19 protein-coding genes are annotated in these 23,260 nt (G+C 69.8%); 2 read left to right on the top strand and 17 right to left on the bottom strand.

What is annotated here, in order from left to right:
- Positions 1-64: 64 nt before the first annotated feature.
- The 13 genes from QSK25_RS03645 to QSK25_RS03585 all read right to left on the bottom strand — a co-directional run bounded on the left by QSK25_RS03645 (position 65) and on the right by QSK25_RS03585 (position 15,920).
- On the bottom strand, positions 65-1,087 hold the full coding sequence (locus QSK25_RS03645) for a LacI family DNA-binding transcriptional regulator (RefSeq protein ID WP_285632564.1): 1,023 nt from the start codon (positions 1,085-1,087) through the stop codon (positions 65-67).
- Between the two features lie 235 nt (positions 1,088-1,322).
- A complete protein-coding gene (locus tag QSK25_RS03640) occupies positions 1,323-3,065 on the bottom strand; it encodes a glycoside hydrolase family 6 protein (RefSeq protein WP_285632562.1) in 1,743 nt (580 codons plus the stop codon).
- Positions 3,066-3,085: 20 nt separating this feature from the next.
- Positions 3,086-3,541: a hypothetical protein gene (locus QSK25_RS03635; RefSeq protein ID WP_285632560.1), complete on the bottom strand. Its 456-nt coding sequence runs from the start codon at positions 3,539-3,541 to the stop codon at positions 3,086-3,088.
- Complete coding sequence (locus tag QSK25_RS03630; protein WP_285632558.1) at positions 3,538-4,809, bottom strand: lytic polysaccharide monooxygenase; 1,272 nt, start codon at positions 4,807-4,809, stop codon at positions 3,538-3,540. Before QSK25_RS03630 ends, QSK25_RS03635 begins: the two co-directional genes overlap by 4 nt.
- Positions 4,810-4,820: 11 nt before the next feature.
- Entirely contained in the window at positions 4,821-7,697 is a 2,877-nt protein-coding gene (locus tag QSK25_RS03625) for a glycoside hydrolase family 48 protein (RefSeq protein ID WP_285632556.1), read from the bottom strand.
- A gap of 243 nt (positions 7,698-7,940) precedes the next feature.
- Positions 7,941-8,873, bottom strand: a complete 933-nt coding sequence (locus QSK25_RS03620; RefSeq protein ID WP_285632554.1) for a pectate lyase family protein — start codon at positions 8,871-8,873, stop codon at positions 7,941-7,943.
- 106 nt (positions 8,874-8,979) lie between these two features.
- Complete coding sequence (locus tag QSK25_RS03615) at positions 8,980-10,125, bottom strand: enolase C-terminal domain-like protein (protein ID WP_285632552.1); 1,146 nt, start codon at positions 10,123-10,125, stop codon at positions 8,980-8,982.
- Positions 10,122-11,390: an ABC transporter substrate-binding protein gene (locus QSK25_RS03610; protein WP_285632550.1), complete on the bottom strand. Its 1,269-nt coding sequence runs from the start codon at positions 11,388-11,390 to the stop codon at positions 10,122-10,124. Before QSK25_RS03610 ends, QSK25_RS03615 begins: the two co-directional genes overlap by 4 nt.
- 7 nt (positions 11,391-11,397) lie before the next feature.
- The gene (locus tag QSK25_RS03605) at positions 11,398-12,213 is read right to left on the bottom strand and encodes a carbohydrate ABC transporter permease (RefSeq protein WP_285632548.1); all 816 of its coding nucleotides are present in this window, start codon (positions 12,211-12,213) and stop codon (positions 11,398-11,400) included.
- Positions 12,210-13,082, bottom strand: a complete 873-nt coding sequence (locus QSK25_RS03600; protein ID WP_285632546.1) for a carbohydrate ABC transporter permease — start codon at positions 13,080-13,082, stop codon at positions 12,210-12,212. Before QSK25_RS03600 ends, QSK25_RS03605 begins: the two co-directional genes overlap by 4 nt.
- Positions 13,079-14,314, bottom strand: a complete 1,236-nt coding sequence (locus QSK25_RS03595) for a pectate lyase family protein (protein ID WP_285632528.1) — start codon at positions 14,312-14,314, stop codon at positions 13,079-13,081. The genes QSK25_RS03600 and QSK25_RS03595 overlap by 4 nt, the downstream gene beginning before the upstream one ends.
- Before the next feature lie 180 nt (positions 14,315-14,494).
- Positions 14,495-14,617, bottom strand: coding sequence for a hypothetical protein (locus QSK25_RS03590; protein WP_285632525.1), 123 nt, complete (start codon positions 14,615-14,617; stop codon positions 14,495-14,497).
- A gap of 127 nt (positions 14,618-14,744) precedes the next feature.
- Positions 14,745-15,920 (bottom strand): MFS transporter, encoded by a 1,176-nt coding sequence (locus QSK25_RS03585; protein WP_285632522.1) that lies wholly within the window; start codon positions 15,918-15,920, stop codon positions 14,745-14,747.
- A gap of 74 nt (positions 15,921-15,994) precedes the next feature.
- On the opposite strand from QSK25_RS03585, the gene QSK25_RS03580 reads away from it, so the two are divergent.
- Positions 15,995-16,978 (top strand): LacI family DNA-binding transcriptional regulator, encoded by a 984-nt coding sequence (locus QSK25_RS03580; protein ID WP_285632519.1) that lies wholly within the window; start codon positions 15,995-15,997, stop codon positions 16,976-16,978.
- On the opposite strand, the gene QSK25_RS03575 is transcribed toward QSK25_RS03580, so the two are convergent.
- The 3 genes from QSK25_RS03575 to QSK25_RS03565 form a co-directional block, all read right to left on the bottom strand.
- A complete protein-coding gene (locus QSK25_RS03575; protein WP_285632516.1) occupies positions 16,979-17,872 on the bottom strand; it encodes a cellulose-binding domain-containing protein in 894 nt (297 codons plus the stop codon).
- Positions 17,873-17,885: 13 nt separating this feature from the next.
- Positions 17,886-19,856 carry an RICIN domain-containing protein gene (locus QSK25_RS03570; RefSeq protein WP_285632513.1) on the bottom strand — a complete coding sequence of 657 codons (1,971 nt, stop codon included), beginning with the start codon at positions 19,854-19,856 and terminating at the stop codon, positions 17,886-17,888.
- Between the two features lie 156 nt (positions 19,857-20,012).
- Positions 20,013-20,750, bottom strand: coding sequence for a hypothetical protein (locus QSK25_RS03565; protein WP_285632510.1), 738 nt, complete (start codon positions 20,748-20,750; stop codon positions 20,013-20,015).
- A 193-nt stretch (positions 20,751-20,943) separates the two neighbouring features.
- Between QSK25_RS03565 and QSK25_RS03560 the strand changes: the two genes are divergently transcribed.
- A complete protein-coding gene (locus QSK25_RS03560) occupies positions 20,944-21,774 on the top strand; it encodes an alpha/beta fold hydrolase (RefSeq protein ID WP_285632507.1) in 831 nt (276 codons plus the stop codon).
- On the opposite strand, the gene araA is transcribed toward QSK25_RS03560, so the two are convergent.
- The gene (gene araA, locus QSK25_RS03555; protein WP_285632504.1) at positions 21,744-23,246 is read right to left on the bottom strand and encodes an L-arabinose isomerase; all 1,503 of its coding nucleotides are present in this window, start codon (positions 23,244-23,246) and stop codon (positions 21,744-21,746) included. The two genes, QSK25_RS03560 and araA, sit on opposite strands and share 31 nt — an antisense overlap.
- Between the last annotated feature and the right edge of the window lie 14 nt (positions 23,247-23,260).

The following is a 23,260-nucleotide window of genomic DNA, read 5'->3' as shown; positions in this document are numbered from 1 at the left end:
TCCGGACGGTCTCTGCGGGTGGTCGCCGTCCTGTGCCGCCGCTTTTCGCACAGGACGGCGCCCGTCAGGCCGTCCCGCGGTGGGGCACCGGGTCCGGTGTGCTGGCCCGGCGCGACAACCGCGGCGGCAGCAGCACCAGGGGCGGTGGCTGTTTGCCCTCCAGCTTCGCCACGAGCAGGTCCACGGCGTGCCTGCCGAGCTCCTCCGCCGGCAGGCGCACCGAGGTGAGCAGGGGGGACGTCTGCTCAGCCAGTTCGTCGGGGCAGATCGCGACCACGGCGACGTCGGCGGGGACCTGGCGGCCCGCCGCGCGCAGGCACGGGGTGATCCAGCCGAGCGCCGCCTCGTTGTGCACGACCAGCGCCGTCATCGACGGGTGCGCCCGGATCAGCGCCTTGGTCGCCCTGAGCACCGAGTCGTGGTCGCCCTCGACGGACAACGCCGTCGCCGCCACTCCCCTGCGCATCGCCGCCGCGCTGAACCCGTTCATAGTGCGGTGGGCGAACCCCCCGCTGCGCCGGTAGACGGCGCTGGGGGCGCCGAGGAAGCCGATGAACCGGTGTCCCAGGTCCGCCAGGTGATCGACGCACTTCGCACCCGCCGCCTCGAAGTCGAGGTCCACGCAGGTGAGACCGCGCGCGGCCGCCGGGTGTCCGATGAGGACGGACGGTTTGGACAGTTGTCTGAGCAGGGGCACGCGCTCGTCGTCCATCTCCACGTCCATCACGAGGAACCCGTCGACCTGCGCGCTGTTCGCCGCCCGGCGCAGACCCGCCGCGCCGTCGTCCGCGGTCATGAGCAGCAGGTCCATCTCGAAGCGCCGCGCTGTCGTCACCGCCGCCGTGACGAAGCGCATCACGGCGGGCAGGTGGGTGCCCGCACGCAACGGGAGGACCAGGCCGAGCACGTTCGTCCGGCCGGCCGACGTGGTGCGGTCGGAGGCGTGGGGCTGGTAGCCCAGCGCCCGGATGCTGTCGCGGACCCTCGACTTCGTGTCCGCGGAGATCGACCGCTTGCCCGTGAGGACGTAGGAGACCGTGCTCGGGGCGACCCCGGCGTGTCTTGCGACGTCCGCGATGGTGACCACACAGCCTCCTCTCGCGCTTGCGCTCAGTGAGCGTGCCGACACCATAGGGAGCACCTTCTGATGACATCAAGAGTTATGTGTGCGTTAACATTGCGCAATTCGGGTGGTCCAGACGAATTATCGATTGTCTGGAAACTTGCCCGATCAAGGAAAATGCGCAGGCCGGAAGAGCGCACCCACGCGGCGCGACCTGGCCTTGCAGGCCGGCCGCATGGGCACGCTCACATCCCGCGGCTCAGAGCGCCGGGTAGGCGTTGCGCATGAGCTCCTGGAACTGGGCCGAGAACCACTTGCCCGAGATCGGGGCGTTGCCGAGCGCGCCGGACATGTTGTTGCCGTTGCGCACGTTTCCGGTGTACGTCGGGTCGCACATCCGGTCGAAGCCCTTGCCCTCGTTGTTCGGGATCTCCTCGCTCGCGCCGTCGGACTCACCCGGCGGCTTCATCCACACGTAGGCGTCGATGCCCGGCTCCGGGGCCGCCTTCGGCCGCTCGCCCAGACCGGCACCCGCCTGGTTGCACCAGTTGCCGAGGTGGATGCGGCGGTCGAGCTTGCCGCCGTTGACGTAGGCGTCCACGCTCGTCGTCGGGCCGGGGCCCGTCGGACGGGCGCTGCCGCCCCAGCCGTTGCGGCTGGTGTCGATCAGCACACCGACGTTCGCGTCGAAGCCGGCCTGGACGGCGCGGTTGCGGAACGCCTGCGCGTAGGACAGCCCGTCGACGTAGCGGTTCCAGTCCACCCACTTCGACTGGCGCACCGACGTGCCGTTCACCGAGTCCTCGATCTTGAAGTACGGCTCCTTCAGGGCGCCGTAGTTCGCGGTGTTGGCGATGAAGCCCTGCACGTTGGCCTTCGTGCTGCCGGAGGCGTTGGCGGCCTGGAAGAGCAGTTCGGCGGTCGGACCGAAGTTGTCGTCCCAGCCGATCCAGCCGTGGTGGCCGATGTCGAGGTAGTTGTAGACGTTCGGGACCGCGCCGAGCTTCGCGAGCGCGTAGCCGACGCCGGTGACGTAGTTGCCGTTGGACTTCATCGTGTCGCACGCCGCCACCGCGGTCGGCCGCGGCGACACGTTGGTGATGAGGTTCGGCAGCGAGTCGATCTCGACCGTCGTGACGATCCGCAGGCCTGCGTACGCAGGCCGGGCGAGGATCGCCGCGATCGGGTCGATGTACTCCGTCTTGTAGCGGTCGATCTCGGTCGCCTTGAGCTCACCGTTGGACGCGAGCGCCGAGCAGTCGCGACCGGGCAGGTTGTAGATCACCAGCTGGATGACGAGCGGTGAGCCCGCCGCCTGGCGCACCGCCTCGTCGAGGTGCCCGGCCAGGCCGCGCGAGTCGGCCGTGCCCGCGATCGCCGCGATGCGGTCCAGCCACACGCCGGTGGGCTGGTTCGCGACCCGGCTGCCGCCCGGCTCCGCGTTCGCCTTGGCCGCCCAGTCCGGGTTCACGTACTGCTTCGCGCCCACGTACGGGTTGTCGACCTTGGTGCCGGGGTCGGGGTTGTTGCTCGTGGTCGTCGTCGTGGTGGTCGTGGTCGTGGTGGTCGTCGTCCCCGGCTGACCGGTGCAGGTCGTGCCGTTCAGGGTGAACGTCGACGGGTTCGCGTCACCGGTCGCGGCGTTGCTGCCGTTGAAGCCGATGTCGATGGACGCGTTCGTGCCCAGGTTGCCGTTCCACGACATGCTCGTCGCGGTCACGTCCTTGCCCGACTGCGTCCAGTTCGCGCTCCAGCCCTGGGCCACGCGCTGGCTCCCGGGGAACGAGAACTTCAGGGTCCAGCCGCCCGAGATCGCATCACCGAGGTTGGTGATCTTCACCGAGGCGCCGAACCCGCCGCCTCCCCAACCGTTCGCCGAGTAGTCGACGCGGCAGCCCGGTGCTGCGCCCGCGGGTGCGCTCATCGCCACCCCGAACGTTGCCACGGCAGTGGCGACCACGACTCCCGCCGCGGCCCACCGCCTCTGTCCGTTGAGCTTCATTGCTCCGGATCTCCTGTCTCTCAATGATGTTTGATCTCCATGAGCGAACACGCGGTGGGCGTGCACTCAAGTCTTTTCAGGCCCAGGTACTCCATGCCGATCGAGCCGGTCAGGGCGAACCCGTCCCCGAAGGCGAGGTCCGGGTCGCCCCGGACCTCGCCGTTCGCGAGCGCCGTCAGCCAGGCCCGGTCGAGTCCGGGCCGCAGGACCAGCAGCCCGAGCCGCCCGTACGGCGCCTTGGCGCAGGTCCCCCACTCCGCGACGAACGGCGCGTAGACCTTCGACCGCACCGGACCGGCGAAGTCCGTGAAGTCGTCACCGCGCCTGACCGACGAGCACTCGTCGGTCAGGTCGTGCAGCCAGGCGGCGATGCCGTCGACGCCCCGGCTGAGGTCCGGGGTGGGTTCGGCGCGTCCCACGAGGAGGGCGAACGTCACCGAACCCACCACCAGGAGGGCGAGCAGTGCCCTCGTCACCGGACGGTGCACGCCGAACCGTTGAGCGTGAAGGCCGTCGGGTCGGTCGGTGTCGACGTCGTCGTGGCGTTGAAGCCGAACGACACCGAGCCGCCAGCCGGGATGTCCGCGTTGTAGGACACGCCCTTCGCCGTGGCCTGTCCACTCGCGACGGTGACGTTCGACGACCACGCCTGCGACAGCTGCTGCCCGGACGGGAAGGCCCAGGCGAGCTGCCACGCGCTGATCGCGCTGCTGCCGGTGTTGGCGACGCTCACGTTCGCCGTGAAGCCGCCGCTCCAGGTGCTCGGCCGCGTGTACGTCACCGCGCAGGAACCCGTGGGGGTACCGCCGCCCGTCGAGGTCCTGACGGTGACCGCGGAGGACGCCGTGGACGCGTTGCCCGCGGAGTCCGCCGCCACCACGGTGAACGAGTACGAGGTGTCCGCGCTCAGCCCGGTGACCGTCACCGAGTTGGTGCTGGAGGTCGCGACCACCTGGCCACCGCTGAGCACGCGGTAGGACGCCACGCCGACGTTGTCGGTCGACGCGCTCCAGTCGAGCTTCACCGAACTGCCGGTGATGCCGGAGGCGACAGGGGTGCCGGGCGTCGAGGGCGCCGTGGTGTCCGGCGTGCCGGTGCCCCCGCCGAACACGACGTCCGAGCAGCTGTAGAACGCCTCGGGGCTGTCCGAGCGCTGCCACAGCGAGTAGATGACGTGCCGGCCCGACTTGTTGGGCAGCCGGGCCTGCCAGGCGTACTCACCGCCTGCCAGCGGCGGGTTCGTCACCTTGTCGAACGGCGCCGACTCGAGGTCGGACCACTTGAGCGGCTTCGTGGGGTCGAAGCCGTCCTTGGTGACGTACTGCTCCCAGGTGCCGGGGTGCGGCGCCCACGCGTTGTACCGGAAGGTGACCTGGCTGTTCGCCTGCACCTGCGTCGTGGGCCAGTCGGCCCGCGTCAGGTTGTAGGCGGCGTACTTCGTGGTGGGACCGCACAGGTTGCCGTCCGGGATGATCTCCCGGTGGCGGCCCGCCGCGTTGCTGATCAGGTTGCCGAACCAGTCCCACAGCGGCTGCTTGCCGCCCTGGGCCACGGCCGCGGCGCACGCGGGGTTGGTGGGGTTGAGATCGCCGCCACCGCCGCCCGCGCGGCCGTCCTCGTAGCAGAGGTAGGTGCGGCTGCCGGGCCACACCATCGACCCGTGCGCGACGGCCGTGCCGCCGGTGTGCACCAGCACCGCGCCGACCGTGGCCGCGACTGCCAGCAGAGCTAACCGTTTCCTCATGTCGGGACTCCTCACCCGTAGATCTCGGCGTGCAGGGAGAACGCCGTCGCGATCTCGGCTTGCGCCCAGAAGCGGTGGTAGGTGAACGTCGGTGCCGGTCCACCGTCCAGATAGGACTGCACCTTCGGCCACTGCGGGTCGTTGCGGAACATCGACCGCATGGACAGGAACGAGCTGCCCTGCCCGATCTGGTCACCGTTGGGCATCCGGCCGGTCCAGCCGCTCGGCACGTACGGGCCTTCGAGCGTGCTGGTGTTGTAGACGTCGTCGAACCGGCTGTAGTCCGTGCGCGTCTCCGGCGTCGCGATGCCGAGGCTGTCCTGCTTGGACAGCAACGACGTCAGGAGCGCCTCACCCGTGGTCTTGGCCGAGGCGTCGCCTGACCGAGCCGCGTAGTTCAGCAGCACCTTGGCGTACGACGCCGCGACACCGACGTCCTGGCTGTGGTTGAGCACGCGCACCCGCAGGTTGGCGTTCGCACCGGGGTTCGTCGCGTTCCACGTGTCCGGCGCGCCCGACCACTCGAGGTCCGACGGGATCTGGAAGTTCGTGCCCGTCGTGGTGTTCGCGATCGCCCACGGCACCCACTTGTCGAGGATCTTCTTGGCGCGCGCGTCGCCGGTCAGCCGGTACAGCGCGGCCGTGCGCTCGATCCCCCACACCTGGAAGCCGAACCACCGGTTGCTCGGCGGGTCGCGCCACACCGGGTGGGCGTCGTAGTACATGCCGTAGAACGTGGGCGTGCCGGACGGCGGGGTGCCGTACTGGCCCTCCCAGCTGTTCGTCACGCCACCGGCGAGACCGCCGTCGGCCGACTGCAGCCACTGCAGCATCTCCAGCTGGCGGTTCAGCGACGTCGCCCAGTCCTGCTGCCCGGTGGCGGACAACGGCTTGAGCGCGGGCACGTTCGCGAGAGCGTGTGCCGCCAACGGGTTCTGGTAGCCCTGGTGCGAGGCACCGTCACCGATGCGCCACGCCCAGCCGGCGGACGTGTCGGTCGCGCCGCCCCAGGCGTAGTACCAGGACATCAGGTAGTGCGCGCTGTTCTTGCCGGTCGCGCCGGGGCACGCCGTGGGGCTGCTGCAGTTGCCGACGCGCTTGAAGTACTTGTCGAACATGGCGTACCGCAGGTAGTCGCCCATCTTCGCGGACTTGCCGATCTCGCTCGCGATGTCGCCGGCCTTGCCCTGCGCCGTCGCCCACTGCTGGGCGAGCAGCGCCACCTGCACCACGCGGGCGTCCGCGTCCGGCGCGTTGGTGTACTTCCACTGCTTGGCGTAGGAAGAGTCCTTGGTGAAGAGGTCCAGGAAGCCGTTGGGGCCACCGTGCTTGAACGTGTCGCACGAGGGCTGCGGGATGGTCTCCCACACCGACTCCGACGAACCGCGCTGGTAGGTGTTGATGTACGCGGGCGCCGTCGTGCCGTCACCGCAGCGGCCGAAGCCGTAGGTGTTGTCGACGTCGATCAGCCAGTGCATGCCGTAGACGTCCGAGTTGCCGTACGCGGTCTTGAGCTCCGCCGCGAGCGGGTCCTGGCCCACCGGCACCGTGCTGTCGAGCACCGACGGGTACTGGTTCATCCGCGGGTGTTCGGGTGCGTAGGTCGCCGGCTTCGACGGGTCGTACTTGTCGTTCGTCGGCTGGTCGGCCTTTGCCGGGATGATGAACTTCTCCATCGACGCGAACGCGGACTTGAACGGCGCCCAGTCACCCGTGACGCGGGCGTAGCTCGCCTCCAGCCACAGGTAGTAGCTGAACGCCTCGGACGTCGTCTGGTGCCCGTGGTCCGGCGCCTCCACCATCAGCGTCTCGACCGAGTGGTACGGCACGAGCAGGTCGCCGAACTTGCGGAAGTAGCCGTTCGCCGGGTCCTTGATCTTGTTGTACTGGTCCAGGAAAGCCTTGTTGAAGTCCGATGTGGACGGATCGATCTCGTTGACCGTCACGTTCGCCGGGCTGTACCCGGTGGCTGACGCGGTGAACGTCGCCGTGCCGAGCGCGCCGCCGTTGTTCGCCGACGTCACCGTCACCGTCTGCTTGGCGGTGCCGGAGAACGTGAGCGTGGCCGGGCTCGCGGTCAGGTCAGTGCTGCCGCTGCGGGCGATCGTGACGGTGACCGGGGAACTCGGTGCCGTGGCCAGGGAGACGTCGAACGTCGCCGTCTGGCCCTGCTTCACCGAGACCGTGGCCGGTGAGGCGAGGACCGCCGGTCCGGACAGCACCTTGACGCCTGCCGGGGCCGAGGTCGTGGTGGCGCCGCGGTTGTCCGTGGCCCGTGCCGTGATGACGTGGTCGCCCGCGGCCGCCGACGTCCAGGTGCCGGTGAACGGCGAACTGGTGTCGGTCGCGATCAGCGTGTCACCGGCGTAGAAGTCGACCTTGGCGACCGTGCCGTCGGTGTCCTGCGCCGTGGCCGCCAGCGGGATCGACGCCGGCAGGGTGTAGCTGCTGCCGCTCGCCGGTGCCGTCAGCGCCACCGACGGGGCCTGGTTGGGCCCGGTGCAGGACACGCCGTTCACGGCGAAGTCCGTCGGGGGCCGGTTCGTCGAGCCCTTGCTGCCGTTGAAGCCGACCTGCGCGGTGCCCCCGCTGGGCAACGTCGGTGCCCAGGCCGGGTTGGTCACGCTCACCACCGCGCCGTTCTGCGTGAAGTTGCCGCTCCAGCCCTGCGTCACGCGCTGGCCGTCGGGGAACGTCCAGGTCAGGTTCCAGCCGTTCAGCGCCTCCCCGTCGTTGCGGATCGACACAGCCGCGCCGAATCCGGTGTTCCACTCGTTGGTGACCTGATAGGTGACGGTGCAGGCCACCGCCAGTGGTGCCGCGACGGCGGGAACCCCGCCGATCAGCACCACCGCCGCAGCCAGCAACGCCGTTGTTCGTCGAGTCATGCCGCCGCCCTCTCGACAACTGGGAGCGCTCCCAGAGTTCACGGCACTGTAACGTGGCCCACAGCGACCAACTGATCACAGGCGCAAGCCGGGAAGGGCCGTACAGCCCTCGGCATTGAGCCTTGTGCAGCAAGAGGTCTTGCTCCCGCAGTTCCTCTTACTGCTCCCTTCGAGTGGAATTCTGGGAGCGGTCCCAGGAACGGATGGGGGCGCCCCCGCCACTGGGGGCGCCCCCTGATCTCGTCAGCCCCGTCCGGCTCCGGCACCGGCCGTGACCACGCTCTTCACGCTGCTCGCGCCGTCCAGCGGGTACGAATAGGGAAGGCTCTTGACCGAACCGCCCTGGTCGCCGCTGCCCGAGTTGACGAAGTGGTTGCTCCGCGCGACCAGCGACCCGCCGGGTGAACTGCCCTCACCGCGGTGGAACGGGTCCTCGGTGTTCTCGAAGTAGTTGCCCTCGACCAGGACACCGGCCTCCATGGTGGAGGCGACGCCGTAGGACGTCACGCCGCCGTAATAGTTGTTGTAGACGTGCACCGGGTTGCCGAACCGCACCCGCGGGTGGCGCTGCTGCGTTCCGTCGAACCAGTTGTGGTGGTAGGTCACCCGGAGCTTGCCGCGGTCCTCCGAGCCGTTGTCGTCGCTGTGACCCAGCAGCATCGTCTTGTTGTGGCTGGTGAACTTGTTCCAGGACACCGTCACGTAGTCCGATGCCCGTTTGACGTCGACCGCGCCGTCGTAGCCGTTGGAGAACGTGTTGTGGTCGATCCACACGCGGGTCGAGTACTGCACGTTGATCGCGTCGTCCCCCCAGCTCCTGAAGTTGAGGTTGCGCACGATCACGTTCGAGGCGTTCGCGATGTTCAGGCCCTGCCCGGTGATCGCCGAGGAGGAGCCCACGCCCTCGATCGTCTTGTTCGACGCCACCTTCGTCATGCTCGGCAACGAGATGGTGCCGGACACCCGGATCACGGCCGCGCTGGATGACTTCGCGGCCGCGACGAACGCGGACGCGGTGGTCACGGTGATCGGCGAGGCGCTGCCGCCCCCTGTCGTGCCACCTCCCTGCGTGGCCCAGCCGACCAGCCCGAACGGGGCGGCGGCCGCCTGGGGTGCGGACACCGCGCCGACGACGAGCGCGACGGCGGAAATCAATGCTGTGCGTTTTCCGATCATTTACCCACTCCCGTTTCAGGGTGAGCGGCGGTAACACGAACGAAACCAGCACGGAAACGGGCGGTCAACCAATTCGAAGATATTCGACTGGCTCGTTCCTGAATTCTCACCACACTTCAAGAGTGTGAACTCCGATGTGTTCGAAATTCCAGTCGTCGCCGATTCCCGGAATGGTCGGGAACCGCACTTCGCCGTTGTCGTCGAGCGGGTCGGCGATCGCGTTGCGGTGGGGCGGGACGCGGTCGAAGTCGACGTGCGGGTGCAGCAGGCCTCGTTCGTACCACCGGCCGGCGTCGGTCGCGCCGAGCACGGTGAGGCTGCCCGAACCGTTGCCGTGGATCTCGCAGTCCACGTTGAACGCCTCCGCGAGGTGCACGGTCTTGAACACCGGGGTGATGCCGCCGCTGCCCGCCGGCCCGGCTCTCAGGACGTCGCAGGCGTTCGAGGTGATCCACTCGGCGCGGGTGAAGTGCTTGCCCCACGCCACCTCCGGGCCGATGACCGGGATGTCGAGCTGGTCGGCGAGCCAGCGGTAGGAGCTGACCGACGCCTCCTCCATCGGTTCCTCGAACCAGTAGAAGTCCAGCTCCTGCAACGCTCTGCCGAGCCGCAGCGCCTCGGTCCGCGAGTACCAGTGGCTCGCGTCGAGCATCAGCGCGATGTCCGGACCGACCGCCTCCCGCACCGCCCGGCAGGCCTCGACGTCCTTGCCCACGCTCGGCGCCCCCGGCACCGGCGGCATCCACGTGTGCAGCTTGATCGCCCGGTAGCCCAGCGACACCAGGTGCTGCGCGAAGTCGCCGTAGTCGGCCGGGGTCGCGAGGCCGTCGGTGTCGCCGCACATCGTGCTGGCGTAGGCGGGTATCCGGTCACGCGCACCGCCCGCGAGCTTCCACGCGGGCAGGTTCACCCTGCGCGCCACCAGGTCCCACAACGCCTGGTCGACGAACCCGAGCGCGCGGTCGGTGAACCCGCCGTGCGAGCCCCGTTGTCTCCTGGCCAGCAGGCGCCACAGCCGTTCGCGGTCCCACGGGTCCTGGCCGAGCACCACCGGGCGGACGTGCCTGTCCAGCACGGCCGGCCTGAGTTGATCGGGCTGGACCTGGCAGTACCCGGTGACACCGTCGGTGTCGGTGATCTCCAGCAGTGCCTCGACGACTTCGTGCTCCGGCGCCGGGTGGCGGTGGCCCTCCGCGTCGACGGACGTGGCCGCGGTGGTCTTGAACGTCCGCACGACCACTCGTTCGATCATTTGCGCTTCTCCCAGTCCTGCTGGGCGGTGGTGAGCCTGGCCGCGAGCTGGTCGAGGAACTCCTGCGCGGACATCTGGCCCAGCAACACCTTCTGGTACAGCGGTTCGGTGTCGGTCTTGGTGATCGACGAGTACTCGGGCAGGTAGACCGGCGCGGGCACGAGCACGGTGGCCGGGTCCTCCAGCACGCCGAGCGCCATCTTGACGGCGGGGTTGTCCTTGATCCACTGCGCGTCGCGGACGTCGGTGTTCGCCGGGATCTGGCCGACCTTCTCGTTCCAGTAGCCGTTGCTCTCCGCCGAGGTCAGGAACTCGACGAACTTCCAGGCCGCGTCCCGGTTCTCGCTCCCTTTGAAGACCGCGAAGCCGTCGGTGGGGTTCGGCACCACGGTCCGCTTGCCCGACGGGCCCTTCGGCAACGGCATGGCGTTCACCCGTTCCGGGCCCAGCGCCTTCATGACGTCGCCGGTCGAGCCGAGGTTGTGGTGCATCATCGACACCGTGCCGCCGGTGAACTGGGCGACCATCTGGGTGTAGTTGTTGTTCACGTCGGCCTCGGGCGTGGCCTTCTTGTACAGCTCGGCGACCTTGCGCACGAGCTCGGCGTTGCGCGGGTCCGCGACGGTGCTCCTGCCGCCGTCGTAGAACTTCTCGACGCCGGAGTAGGAGTAGGCCTCGGCGAGCAGCTGGAAGATCGAGCCGGCACCACCGCGGATCGTGAAGCCGTACTGGTTGGCGGCGGGGTCGGTGAGTTGCGCGGCGGCCTTCGCCAGATCGTCCCAGGTGGACGGTTCGGCGATCTTGCGCTCCTCGAACCGGTCCGAGCGGTACCAGATCACGTCCATGTTGCCCGAGGCGGGAACGGCGTAGAGCTTGCCGTCGGGCGCGGTCTGCTTCACGGTCTCCAGCAGGCTGGGGAGGAGCTTGCCCTTCAACGCGCCGTTCTCGATCCGGTCGTCGGCCGGTTCGAGCGCGTCCTGCCCGACCAGGTGCGCGAGGTACGAGGTCGTGACGCCGCCGACGTCCGGCGTGGACCCCCCGGCGATCGCGGTGTCGTACTTCTGCTGCACCGACGAGCTGGGGATGCCGACGTACTCGATCCTGATGCCGGGGTTCGCCGCCTCGAACCGCTTGATCAGCTCCTGGTAGACGGGTGTGCGGCCGGGGCCACCGTTGTTGTCCCAGAAGGTGATCGTCGTGGGCCCGTCCGGTGTGGCGGAACACGCGCTCAGCACGAGTGTGAGCGCTATCAACAGTCTCTTCATCGCATCCTCATCCCTTGACGGCGCCGGCGGTGAGTCCCTGCACCAGGAACCGCTGCACGACGGCGAAAACCAGCACGACCGGTACGGCGGCGACGACCCCGCCCGCCGCGAGCGCGCCGAAGTCGGTGTTGAACTCCCCCAGCGCGTAGCTGAGCCCGACCGGCAACGTGAACTTGTCCTGCCTGCTCGCGAACATGAGCGCGAACAGGAAGTTGTTCCAGGCACCGATGAACGCGAACGACCCGACGGCCACCAGCGCGGGCCTGAGCTGCGGCAGCGTCACCGCGAAGAACGCGCGCAGCCGCGTGCAGCCGTCGACCATCGCGGCCTCTTCGAGCTCCACCGGCACGTTGCGCACGAACCCGCTCATCAGGATCAGCGCGAGCGGCAGCTGGAACGCGGTGTCCGCGATCACCAGCCCGGTGAGGCTGTTCAGCAGGCCGGCGTTCTTGAAGATCACGAACAGCGGGATCAGCATCATCGCGCCGGGGATGAACTGCGTGCACAGCAACGCCAGCAGGAAGACCCGCTGGCCCTTGAACCGGAACCGCGCCAGGGCGTAGCCGCCCATCAGCGCGAAGACCGTGACGGTGACGAGCGTGCCGATCCCGATGATCAGGCTGTTCTGGAAGAACAAGCCGAACCCGATGCCGTTCCACACGGTGTCGAAGTGCTCGAACGTGATTGGCCACGGCACCAGCGAGGTGTTTCCCGTCGGTCTCAGAGCGAAGACGAGCATCCAGTAGAACGGGATGAGCGTGAACAACAGGTAGAGCGCCAGCGGCAGGTGCAGCCGCGAGATCCGGCTGAGGGTCTGGGTCATGCCCGGCTCCCGAACTTGGACAGCCTCAGGTAGAGGATCGAGAAGAACAGCAAGATCACGAAGCCCGCCGTCGTGAGCGCCGACCCGTAGCCGAAGTCGTGCGAGTCGACGGCTTTGCGCGCCACGTAGAGCGGCAGCGTCGTGGTCTGGTTCGCCGGTCCGCCGCCGGTGAGCGTGTAGATGAGGTCGACGTTGTTGAACTCCCACACCGCCCTGAGCAGCGTCGACAGCACGATGGCGTCCTTGAGGTGCGGGAGCGTGACGCTGAGGAACCTGCGCCACCGCCCTGCCCCGTCCACGGACGCGGCCTCGTACAGGTCGTTCGGGATGGTCTGCAGGTCCGCCAGCAGCAAGATCGCGAAGAACGGCACGCCACGCCACAGCTCCGTGACGACGGTGGCCTCGAAGACGGTGTCCGGGTTGCCGAGCACCGACGTGCCGGGGTCGCCGATCCCCCACTGCGCGAGCTGCTGGAAGATCCCGGTCGACGGGTTGTAGAGCAGGATCCAGATGCCGGTGGTGAGCACGCCCGACACCGCCCACGGCGAGAACACCAGCGCTCGCGCCACCGCGCGGCCGACGAACGTCTCGTTGACGATCAACGCAAGGACGAGGCCCAGGAGGAGTTGCAGCCCGACCTCCACCGCCACCCACTTGGCGCTGAACACGAGGCTCTGCCAGAACAACGGGTCCTCAGTGAGCATGCGCCGGAAGTTCTCGAACCCGATGAAGCCGTTCTTCCAGGGCTGCGTCACCGTGTGCTGACGGAGGCTGAACCACCCGACGCTCGCGATGGGGTAGACCAGGAACACCACCATCAGCAGGAGCGTCGGGGCGATCAGGGCGTACGGCGCCCAACGGCTCTTCACGCGCCTGCCTTCAGGTGCCTGATCCGGTGGGCGGGCTCGAGGCCGCGGTCCAGCGTCGGCGTCCACCCGGCGTCGGTCGCGAGCTGCTTGTCCGGGTTGGCGGCGTTGTGAGCGTGCACGAAGCTGTGCGGCCGGCCGTTGAGCAGGTTGCCCCGGTCGGTGATGGCCGTGCCGCCCCAGTTGTAGACGACCTTCTCGGCGGCGATGCCCTTGACGTAGTTGTTCTGCGCGAAGATCCGCGAGTGCACGCCCACACCCCAGCTGTAGCTCTGGGCGCCTTCGTAGAGGTTGTTGTAGACGTGCACCTGCCCGAACCGGACTCGCGGCGCGCGTTCGAGGACGTTGCGGAACACGTTGTGGTGCACCGAGACCCGCAGCTTGCCGGGGTCGGTCGTCGAGGTGTTCGACGAGCCGATCAGCATGGTCTTGCCGTGCTCTTCGAAGCGGTTGCGCGACACCGTGACGAGGTCGGCGCCGTTGGTGATGTCGAGCTGGCCGTCGTGCACCTGGTAGGGCCGTCCGAAGTGGAGCGGCTGGCGGCTGTCCGGGTTGGGCGCGTCGGTGAACGTGCTGCGGTCGACCCAGACGTGCTCGGAGCGTTGGATCGAAATGGAGTCGTAGAGCGAGTTCCAGTTGCCCGGCGACGCCCCGGGGCTCGTGTCCGTCGGATCCCACCGCGGGAAGCAGTCGTGGGTGTCGCGGAAGGTCAGGTTGCGCACGATCACGTTGCGGCTGCCGTGAATCCGCAGGCTGCCACCGTTGATCCCGGCGCCTTCGCCCACCCCGATGACCGTGGTGTCGTCGCCGACGTTCAGCGCGATCGTGGCTTCCTGTTTCTTCGCCGATGCCTTCCGCGCTTCCTCCAGGGGCCCTTCAGGTTCTCTCTGCCAGCCCCAGGTGGCCGGGTCGTAGGCGGCGAGGTAGCCCTCGAGGCTGTACCCGCCGGTGGCGTAGTCCGTGCACCGCAACGGTGTGCCGTCCGGTGCGGTGTTCGCGTCGATCACGCCTCTGACCTTGATGATCCTCGGCGCCGGTGCCGCGAGGGCCGCGATGAGCTCGGCCCTCGTGCGCACCTCGTGCACGGTGGTAGCCGCCGAACCCCCGGTCGTGCCGGGTCCGGCCGAGGCCCAGCCGTCACCCGCGGGCAGCACCTGCCTCGCCGGGTCGTGGCCGGCGTGCGCTGTACCGGTGAACGCGCAGGCGAGAACCAGCCCGCAGGCGAAAAACCGCATGGCGAAATACCCTTCGGAAAGGATTCACATTCTTGAACACGGTCCACGATCGTGAACCGAGAATACGAATGTGTTCGCCACGCGTCAACGAAGTGAATTCAATCGACGATTGATGCCGGAATTCGACGTTCCTTCGATTCGAATGCCGTCGAATGCGCGCGTGACTCGATCAGCCGTTGATCAGTCGGTGCGGTCGAGCTCGCGCAGGCGTGTGAGCAGCCGTGGCGCGAGCTCGACCGGGGTGAGCCGGTGATCCAGCCAGCGGTCGCGGCCGGTGTCGACTTCGATCGCGACGACCAGCACGTCCAGCGTCCGCGGACGGCGTTGAACGGGAGGTCATCGCCTTCGCCTCAGGCTCCACCGCTCCACTCGATCAGCTCTGCTCCCGTGCCCGTCCCCGTCGCGTGACAAGGCCAGCGGGTCGCGAACGTCAGTCCTTGACGGGCCTCAACATCGGCACCAGCAGAAGCGCGGGCAGCAACAACACCGGCACCACCAGCAGCCCCTTCAACACGCCCACCTCGTTGCCCAGGAACCCGACCAGCGGCGGCCCGGCGAGGAACGCCGTGTACCCGATCACTGCCACCACGCTCACCCGCGCGGCGGCCCGCGCCGGATCGTCGGCGGCGGCGCTCATGCCGACCGGGAAGCCCAGCGCGGTGCCCAGTCCCCACACCGCGACCCCGGCCACGGCGACCGCGGGCGACTCGGCGAACACCGCGATCGTCACGCCGCCCGCCGCCAGCACCATGGAGACGAGGATCGCCGGCACCCGGCCCCAGCGGTCCAGGGCGATGGTGCCGAAGATGCGGCCGAACGTCATCGTCGTGACGAACACGCCGAACACCACCGCGCCCATCGCCGGGGCGAACGCGTGGCCGTCGATGAACGCCACCGCCACCCAGTCGTTCGCGGTGCCCTCGGTGAACGCCAACACGAGCACCAGCAGGCCGATCAGCAGCGTGCGGGGTTCGCGCCACGCGGCCAGCACGCCGCTGCCCCTGCCGTGTTCCTCGGACGTGCCCGCGAACCGGTACGTGCGGGCCGCGAACAGCGTGCCGACCGCGACCACCAAGGCCACCACGAGGAGGTGAGCGGTAACAGGCAGGACCGCCCAGGCCGCGAACGATGCCAGGCCGGCCGCGGCCACGGTGCCGAGGCTCCACATGGCGTGGAAGCGCGGCATCACCGTCTTGTCGAGTGCGCGTTCCACCTCGGCGGCCTCGACGTTCATCGCCACGTCGCACAGGCCCGAGCCGTAGCCGAGCGTGAAGATGCCGATGGCCGTGAGCAGCGCCGACGGGCTCGCGCCGATGCCGAAGCCCGCGAGTGCGAGACCACATGCGACGGTGACGGCGGAGAGCGAGACGGTGCGGCGTGGGCGCAGGCGGTGGGTGACCTCGCCCGCGGTGAGCATCGCCAGGCAGGCGCCGACGGACATCGAGAGCAGCAGCAGGCCGAGTGCGGCCGGGGTGAGGCCCAGCGCGTCGCGGGCGGCGGGGACGCGGGCGAACCAGGTCGCCACCGCCACGCCGTTGAGGCCGAACGTGACCGCGACGCCCGCCGCGGCGGCTCGGATCTGACTGCGCGGCACCGTGACCGACATCCCGGTCCCTCCCTTTCTCGATACTGAAGTTCTCAGCCCACACATGGAAGCGCTTCCACCGCAATACTGTTCAGATGACGGCAGAACGCACCGCGACACTGGACGACGTGGCCAGGGCCGCAGGCGTGTCCCGGGCGACCGCCTCCCGCGTCGTCACGGGACACGGACCGGCATCACAACACACCAGGGACCGGGTCGCCGCGGCGGTGGCCGCGCTCGGGTACGTCCCGGACGCCTCCGCCCGCGCGTTGGTCACGCGCACGGGCACGCGCCTCGCGATCGCCGTCATCGGGCACACGGCGGCCGTCCTCGACGACCCGTACGTCGGCCGCGTGCTGACCTCGGCCGCGCACGTCGCCGCTGAACGCGAGGTCGGCGTCTCGCTGCACTGGCTACCCCTGAACGACCCCGGCTCACTCGCGCGCCTCGCCGGCAGCCGCGGCCTCGGCGGGCTGGTCGTGGTGAACCCGACGCGGCCCGCGCTCGAGACCGTGCCGCGCTCCCTGCGCGGCCGGGTCGCCGCGGTCGGGGTCGGCGCGCGAGGTGTGCCGTCGTTCGACGTGGACAACCGCTCCGGCACCGACGGCGTCGTGCGGCACCTCGTGCACACCGGCCGGCAGCGCATCGCGATGGTCACCGGACCGTCGTGGCTGCCCTGCGGCGACCGCGCCGTCGAGGCGTACCGCAAGGTCCTGCACGACAGCGGCGCGCAGCCCCGGGTCGTCGTCGGCGACTTCACGGCGGTGCGCGGCGCCGAGGCGGCCGTCGAGATCATGGCGCGCTGGCCCGACACCGACGCCGTGTTCGCGTTGAGCGACCTGACCGCGCTCGGTGTCCTCGATGGACTGCACTCGCTCGGTGTGCGCGTGCCGGGCGACGTGGCGGTGGCCGGGTTCGACGACATCGCGTTCGCCGGTCTGAGCCGCCCCGCGCTCACCACCAGCACGCACCCGGTCGAGGAGATCGCCACGGCGGCGGCGTGCTCGGTCCTCGACCGGCGCGACACCTCCGGGGCGACGTTCTACCCTTCCTCGCTCGTGGTGCGGGAGAGCGCCTGATCATCCGGCCGAGCAGGCCTGGCCGTTGAGCGTGAACGAGCCGGGCGCCGCGTTCCCGGACCGCGCGGAGCCGTTGAACCCGATCACCACCTCACCGCCGGGGGCGATGCGCGGGTTGTAGTCGGCGTTGAGCGCGCTCACAACAGCGCCGGACTGCCGTGCCCGCGCGTTCCACATCTCGGTGACGACCTGGCCGTTCGCGAAACTCCACCGCAGCGTCCAGCCGTCCACGGGGGCCGTGCCGGTGTTGCGCACGCTCACATTGGCCTGGAACCCATCCGGCCACTGACCGGTGACGCGGTAGGAGACCGCACAGGTCCGCGCGGGGGGCACCGCGGTCGTGGGGGCCGGAGGACGGACGGTCGGCGGGGCAGGAGCAGCAGAGGTGCGTCCGGGTGCGGTGGGTCCGGGAACGGACTGGCCCGAGGTGGCGTTCCCGGAACCGGGGATGTCGCAGCCCGGCCCCCACACCCCCCTGCCCGCCGCGGCCGCCTCGGACTCCGCGGTCAGCAACGGCCCACCGTCGACGCCCTCCACCTTCAGCACGCCCTGCCGCACCGCCAGCACCGCGTAGTCCGTGCCGTCCTCCAGCTCCAGCCTCACGTCGCCGGACCGCACCGGGCTGATCCGCACGGTGCCGGCCAGCAGGGTCGTCCGCGCGAAGGTGAGCGCCGGCTCCGCCTGACAGCCCACCGGCGCCGCCACCTGCGCGATCTGCACCCGCCGCCCGTCCACGAGCTCGACGGTCCGCCCGTCGACCACGTCCCGCACGACGTGCAGCACCCCCTCGTAGGGCACCTGCTCGTTGACCAACGTGGGCGGCTTCCAGGGCGTGGTGGTGACCGGGGACGAGACCGGCGGTTCCGCCGTGCACGCCCCGGTCAGCAGAACCACCACCAGCACCCCGCTAGCCGCGCGCACCGGACACCGCCCAACGCTGGTTCGCCCCCGAAGTGGCGTGGTACAGCCCGATCCGGGCACCGTCCTCACGCGACTCCCCGACCACGTCGAGCAGACTTCCGCTCTGGGCGTTGACGAACGTCCACGTCCCGTCCCCCGTGGACGAGAGCACCCACCGCGCGGCAGGCCCGTCCGCGTTGCTCAGCACGACGTCACCGCCGCCGGCCGCGATCCGTTGTCCGGTGGCGGCGTTCGTGATCGAGAACTGGGCGCGGCTGTCGTAGCCACCGCCGCGGCGTTCGACCCGCCACACCTGGTCGGCGGACTGCGCCGTGGTCCGCTGCACGAGCGAGGTTCCGGACGGGGCGAGGGACTTGCCGCTCTGCACCCCGGTCAAGCGGTAGTCGCCGCCGAGCGCGGCCGCCCGGTCCACCCCGCCGACACCGCTCACCTCGAAGGTCGTGACCGACCGCGCGGGCACGGACAGCGTCGCCCTGCGGTCCTGCACGCGCACCGGGGCACCCTTCACCAGAGCGCCGTGCTCGTCGGTCACCACGGGACGGACGGAAGCGCCCGGCCGCACCGACGCGAACGCGGACAGGTCCAGCACCACCGACTGGGCCTGAGCACTCTTGTTCAAGTGCACCAACGACTTCAGCTCGTTCCCGCGCACCGCCGCCACGTCGGTCGTCGTGTCGACCTTCACCAGGCGGTCGCCGGGCTTCACGTAGTGGGTGAAATTGCGCAGCGTGTGGAACTTCGTGTTCACGCGCGCCGGGCACGTCGCGGGCGTGTCCTGGGGCCCGCAGTCGAACGGGATCTGCACGACGCCCCAGTTCATCCCGTCCGGCGACTCGGCGCCCGGCTTCATGTTGTCGTAGTCCTCCACGGCCTGCCACAGCAGCCAGGCGCGCGGCTCCAGCTCGCGCAGGTCGTCGATCACGCGCTCGGCGATGCCAAGGCCGGGGTCCATGCTGGTGAAGCTCTGCCCCGTCCCCCAGTGCCCGTCGACCTCGCTCATCCACAGCGGCTTGCCGGCGCCCTTGGCGATGTCGCGGGCGGAGGTCCGGCGGGCCGTGCCGTAGGTGTGCACGTTCACCTGGCCGACCTGAGCCCGCACCGCCGCCGGATACCCGGCCCAGTCGTCGGCGAAGAGGCCGGGGTTGGTCTCGTCCGGTGCGGAGACGGTTGCTCCGACCCGGTTGGCGCGCAACGCCTCCGCCATCGCGGGCACCACCTTCGCCTGCAGCGTGGGACCCAGGTGGGCGCCTTCCTGCCGCCCGCCAGTCGGGTTTCCGTCCTGGCCGAGCGTCGTGCGCCAGTACGGGGTGTTGGGCTCGTTGAACGGGTCGACCGTCGCGAACCTGATGCCGTGTGAGCGTTCCAGCTCGGCCGAGGCCTGGGCGAGGTAGGCGGTGAAGTCGCCGATGCGGTCCTCCCGCAACTGGTCGGCGTTCGGGTCGAAGCCGCCGGAGACGTACCCGCTCACGGTCTGGAACCACGGCGGGGAGTTGCTGAACGCCTCCCAGCGCGTCACGTCGCGCTTGATCCGGTCGACCCACCACCGCTGCCGGGGATCCGCCGAGGCGTCGAAGAAGCGCGGGTCACCTGGCTTCCACCAGTCGGTGTCGGTGCGCGTGGTGCCGGCCGGGGCCTTCCACCAGCCGGGCACCGCCGCGCCGGCCCGCAGGTACGGCGGCACGTCCGGGGCGTTGCCGCCGCCGATGTTGTAGCGCGCGATGTTCAGGTTGAGCCCGTCCTCGCCGAACAGCAGCTCGGCCAGCTGGTCCCGGATCGCGTCCGGGTAACCGCCGGTCGCGTTGGCGAACCACACCAGGCTCGTGCCCCAGCCCTGGAACGGCTCCTGCTGGTAGGTCGGATCCGGTCTCACCGTGACGGTCTCGACGGCGGCGGTGGCGGGCGCCGCGGTGGAGATCACGAGCGTCGAAGCGGCGAGCAGAGCAACGAGTCTGGCCATCGGTTCTCCGTTGAACAGGCGATGTTCACGCTAACAACTATCGACAACCTACTGACGAGTCAAGGTCCTGCCGGACGGGGGCGCGCCCGCCCGGCAGGACTCTGGGAACGCCCGCCCCCGAGGAGACGGGCCTGCCCGCTCGAACCCCGAGGAGAGTTACCTGAGCGAACAGGTGGCGAAGCGCTCCAGCCCCTGGGGCCGCGCGTCCACGCGGCCGATGGCGATCGCGATCCGGTCGAGCGCGGCGGTGCGCTTGCTCGCCAGCGGACCCAGGATCGCGTTCTGCACGAAGTTCGGCCCACCCTGACCGGCCGACGTGCGCAACCGCTCGTTCGCCTCGGCCAGCTGCTTGCCGAGGTTGGCGAGCTCGCGGTCGACCTCGGCACGCGCGGCCGCGGGAACGTTCTGCAGCACCGGGAGCGGGCACTCGATCACGCCCTGGGCCGCCGCGCTCGTGGGCGCCGGTCGCGTGGATCCCGCGCTCGTGGGCGCCGGACGCGTGGACGGCGGCGCCGAGACCGCGGGAGCCTGGCCGAGGCCGCAGGTGGCGAACCTCTCCAGTCCCTCGGGCTTCGCGGCCACGCGGCCGATGGCGGTCTCGATCCGGTTCAGGGCCGCGACCCGCTTGCTGGCAAGCGGACCGAGGATCGCGTTCTGCACGAAGTTCGGCCCACCTTCACCGGCCGACGTGCGCAACCGCTCGTTCGCCTCGGCGATCTGCCGGTCGAGCCCGGCGAGTTCCCGCTGCACCTCGGCCTGCGCGGCCGCCGGTACGGCGGGGACGACCGGCGCGGGACACGCGATCGCACCGCTCGCGGTCTCCCCTCCGGCGAACGCGACAGCCGCGGTGACCGCCGTCAGCGTGGCGGCGACGGCGATTCCGGCGACGATCACCCGTTTGTTCCGCTGGGGTAGCGCATGAGCTCTCGACATGTTCGAACCTCACGACTAGGGGACGTTTGTGCCGGCATTCCGGGATACGTACCGGGAAAGTGAAAGGTTCAACTACTTGTGAGCGTTCACACGTAGTGGCATGCTCTCGATTCATTCCGCAGTCCCTGCACCTGCGAAGAACCGGGGAACAGCCATGCCAACGGCCGCCAGAGTCGTCCACGAGCAGATCCCGCTGCGCGTCCAGGGGGTGAACCTCCGGGTCGCCGCGGTGCAGCGCCGGGAGGGCACCGACGCCCCCGTCCTCTTCCTGCACGGCTTCGGCACGAGCAAGGAGGACTACCTCGACGTCCTGCAGCGGCACGACTTCGCGGGCCGCTCGTTCCTCGCCTACGACGCGCCGGGCGCGGGTGCCACCGAGTGCGCTGACCTCGGCCAGGTGGACCTGCCGTTCCTCGCCGACACCGCGCGGGCCCTGCTCGACCGGGCGGGCATCGGCCAGTTCCACGTCGTCGGCCATCTGACCGGCGCCCTCACCGCCCTCCTGCTCGCCCACGCCGAACCGGCCCGAGTCCTGAGCTTCGTGAACATCAAGGGCATCCTGGCGCCAGAGGACTGCGTGCTGAGCAGGGAGGCACTGCACCACCGCGACCCGGCGGGCTACGTCTTCGCCCTGGCCGAACGCAGCCGCGAAACCCCTTGCTACGGCGGCGGCCTGTACGCCGCGAACCTGCCCACCAAGGTCCACCGGGGCGCCATGCCGACCCTGTTCCGCTCCATGGTCGAACTCGCCGACCACGGCAACCTGCTGCCGAAGTTCCTGTCGCTGCCCTGCCCGCGCATGTACCTCTACGGCGAGCAGTGCGCGAGCCTGTCCTACCTGCCGACGCTGGACGCGCACGGGGTGGAGCTGGCCGAGATCCCGCACAGCGGCCAGCTCCCGATGTACTCCAACCCGGTCGCCATGTGGCGCCAGATAGCGGAGTTCCACGCCCGTCAGCTGATCCCGGCCGCCAGGCGGTGGTAGGCCGAGTTCCAGCGCAGCCGGTCCGCGAACGACGCCGGGGTCGTCGCGGAGTCGATCAGCACCAGCTCCGTGGCGGCCATCTGCGCGAAGTCCCGCAGCACCTCGGCCCCGACGGCCTGCGTCATCACCGTGTGGTGCGGGCCGCCCGCGGTCAGCCAGCACTCCGCGGACGTCGAGAGCGACGGCGCCGGCTGCCACACGGCCCGTGCCACCGGTAGCTTCGGCAGCGGCTCGTCCGGGGGCACGACCGTGACCTCGTTGGCCACCAGGCGGAAGCGGTCGCCCATGTCGGCGAGACCCACCACCACGGCCGGGCCGGGGGCCGCGTCGAACACCAGGCGCACCGGGTCCTCGCGGTCGCCGATGCCCAGCGGGTGGATCTCGCACGACGGCTGGTCGGCCGCGATCGTCGGGCACACCTCCAGCATGTGCGCGCCGAGGATCTTCGGCGTGCCCGGGCCGAAGTGGTAGGTGTAGTCCTCCATGAACGACGTGCCGCGGCCCGTGCCGGTGCCCATCGCCTTCACGGCCGCGAGCAGCGCGGACGTCTTCCAGTCGCCCTCGCCGCCGAAGCCGTAGCCGTCGGCCATCAGGCGTTGCACGGCGAGCCCCGGCAACTGCCGCAGGCCGCCCAGGTCCTGGAAGTTGGTGGTGAAGGCGCCGAACCCGCCGTCGTCCAGGAAGGACCGCAGGCCGATCTCGATGCGGGCGGCGTAGCGCAACGACTCGTGCCGCTCTCCCCCGCGCGCCAACTCCGGGGACAGCCGGTAGGCGTCGGCGTAGTCGGCGACGAGCAGGTCGATGCGGGCGTCGGACACGGCGTCGACCACGGCGACCAGGTCGTTCACGCCGTAGGTGTTGACCGAGACGCCGAACCGCAGTTCCGCCTCCACCTTGTCGCCCTCGGTCACGGCGACGTCGCGCATGTTGTCGCCGAACCGCGCGAGCCGCAGACCCCGCAGGTGGGCGAGACCCGCGGCGGCACGGGCCCAGCCGTCGATGCGCTGCGCCACCACCGGGTCGCTCGCGTGGCCCGCGACCGTCTTGCGGGCCACGCCGATGCGGGTCTGCACGTAGGCGAACTCGCGGTCGCCGTGCGCGGCCTGGTTGAGGTTCATGAAGTCCATGTCGATGCTGGACCACGGCAGCGCCTCGTTGAGCTGCGTGTGCAGGTGCAGCAACGGTTTGCGCAGCAGGTCCAGGCCGGTGATCCACATCTTCGCCGGCGAGAACGTGTGCATCCACGCGATCACGCCCACGCAGGACGGGTCGGTGTTCGCCTCCTGCATGACCCCGCGGATCGCGCCGGAGTCGGTCAGCACCGGCTTCCACACGATCTCCGCGCTGATCCGGCCGGAATCGGCGAGCATCCGCCGGATCTGCTGGGACTGGGCCGCGACCTGGTCGAGCGTCTCGGGGCCGTAGAGGTGCTGGCTGCCGGTGAGGAACCAGATCTGGGGCTTGTCCGGCATGTGCTCTCCTTCTG

This window comes from Lentzea sp. NBRC 102530, assembly GCF_030269365.1.
In the GTDB taxonomy this organism is placed as follows: domain Bacteria; phylum Actinomycetota; class Actinomycetes; order Mycobacteriales; family Pseudonocardiaceae; genus Lentzea.
The sequence above is the reverse complement of the archived record's forward strand: the minus strand, read 5'-3'. Positions and strand labels throughout refer to the sequence as shown.